The sequence below is a fragment of the Kitasatospora sp. UYEF31 genome (genome assembly GCF_057291755.1).
This window is the reverse complement of record NZ_JBXAWK010000142.1, coordinates 1-1758: the sequence shown is the minus strand read 5'-3', so window position 1 is coordinate 1758 and position 1758 is coordinate 1. Positions and strand designations below refer to the sequence as shown.

The window sequence follows — 1758 nt, the reverse complement described above, 5'->3', positions numbered from 1 at the left end:
CACACCGACTACCGCCGCCCGCTGGAGACCTTCCACGAAACGTTCCGGGCGGTCATCGGTCTGTACTTCCTTCAGCAGACTTCTGAATAACCCTCCTGGTGTCTGCGGGCTTCAGCAGACACAGGTAATGCGGCCCGTTCACCCAGCCGGACACACAGGAAAAGACCGGCACGAAAGTCGGACCGAAAACCCGAGGTACTTCTACACTGCCGAATCCCGGCGGATGTCAAGAAGGTCGGTTTCCTGAATTTCCCAGCGCTCATAGAGATCATCAGGGCCATGGGCCTCCATGAACGCGATCTCTTCATCCGTCACTGGCACGAGCGTGAAAATATTTAGCTCTGTCTGACCCTGCGAATTGACGAGCGATTCGAATCCATCGTCAAGATAGGGGTGGGTCAGGGTCACAACACCATGAATGCGCGTGCCTTCCACCAGCGGCTCTTCCGATGGAATCACCTGATCGAGAACCAATCCCTGCTTCAGCTTGATCACAAGACCGGCGGTCATCGCCACCAGCAGATGGGCTGCGGCACGGTCGGATTTATACAAAGTGCACACGACCTCTTGAGGCATGACGGCCGTCACGTCCTGGAAGCGCAATCCATTGGTGACAGCGGATACGAGGTCCCCGTCTCCTGATTCACTAAAAAAAACGGAGAATCCTCGATTCGTCCCGCCGATGTCCGGAGGAACCGCATCGCGGATCGGCCCCAGGAAATTTCGAACATGGTCCAAAAAACCACTGTACTTTTCATCGGCAGACACAGTCACAACTCCCAAATGTTTTCAATGATGATAGCACGCGTGAATTCAAGGATCAGGTTCAAGTGGACTCCAGGATCAGTTCGTCCCGATAACTATCGAGCCTCCGAGACTGACTTATTCCCAGTTGCTAGCGTCGAGTCCTCGGGCTCCTACGCCCGTGGTCTTCAGGAGGCGAGTCGTCTCCTGGCTGCGACTCGGCCGCAGTTGCTGCTTCGGCTTCGATGCTTCTTGAGAGCATGTCCTGATAGTGGCCGTATCCTGGACCATTGGATTCGGATCCATGGCTTACGTTGGTACTCGGATCCTCGACCTGATAGTGCGAAGGATTGTTGTACTCATTCAACACATCCTTCCAACTGAACCGTCCCGGTTCATCTTCGACGAGCTGGACCAGTCGACGGAACTCGCTGTCGGTTACATGCCCGAAATGGAAGTTCTGAGGCTGGCCTGAGTTCGACGACGGGTTCGGGGCGGGCCGAGTGAATCCGGGATTCTCATTCTCCGACTGCGCCTGCTCGTCACTCCTGGGCTGCACCACCCTGCCGCGCTCATTATAGAGGATGGCATTATTTTCGGCATCCCGTTCGCAAGGTATCGTGCGCCCGGAGTTCGGGCATATGAAGTCTTCGCCATTCTCGGCGCGCTGCGCATTCTGGAATACAGTGAAACGGGACCTGATTCGAAGGTTCGGCCTGCGGGGACGACGCAGCCGGTCCAGTTCGGTGTTTCCGCTCGACTGTGGTTGGTTTGCTGGATTGTTCTCATCCGGTTCGTCAGGAGCTACACCTGATGGTGTCGGCCGATTTTCGCCTCCGCCACCACCCTGCCCATTTCCTGAGGAGTCTCCCTGCGGACCACGCGGGCGATCCACAGATGAACCTGAGCCGGGCGCTCCGACGTAAACATTCAGCGGGTTCACGTCGTGTGACGGTTCCGGGCATGGGGTGACGGCCGGTGACCGGTGGTCAGCGGCTGGTCGGGGTGCGGGAC

2 protein-coding genes are annotated in these 1758 nt (G+C 57.2%); both read right to left on the bottom strand.

The genetic code is table 11. From position 1 onward, the window contains the following. Nucleotides 1-201 precede the first annotated feature (201 nt). A complete protein-coding gene (locus tag AC0Z36_RS29565; RefSeq protein ID WP_485466162.1) occupies nucleotides 202-768 on the bottom strand; it encodes a suppressor of fused domain protein in 567 nt (188 codons plus the stop codon). A 127-nt stretch (nucleotides 769-895) separates the two neighbouring features. Further along, nucleotides 896-1303 carry a GH-E family nuclease gene (locus AC0Z36_RS29560; protein ID WP_485466163.1) on the bottom strand — a complete coding sequence of 136 codons (408 nt, stop codon included), beginning with the start codon at nucleotides 1301-1303 and terminating at the stop codon, nucleotides 896-898. Nucleotides 1304-1758: the final 455 nt, after the last annotated feature.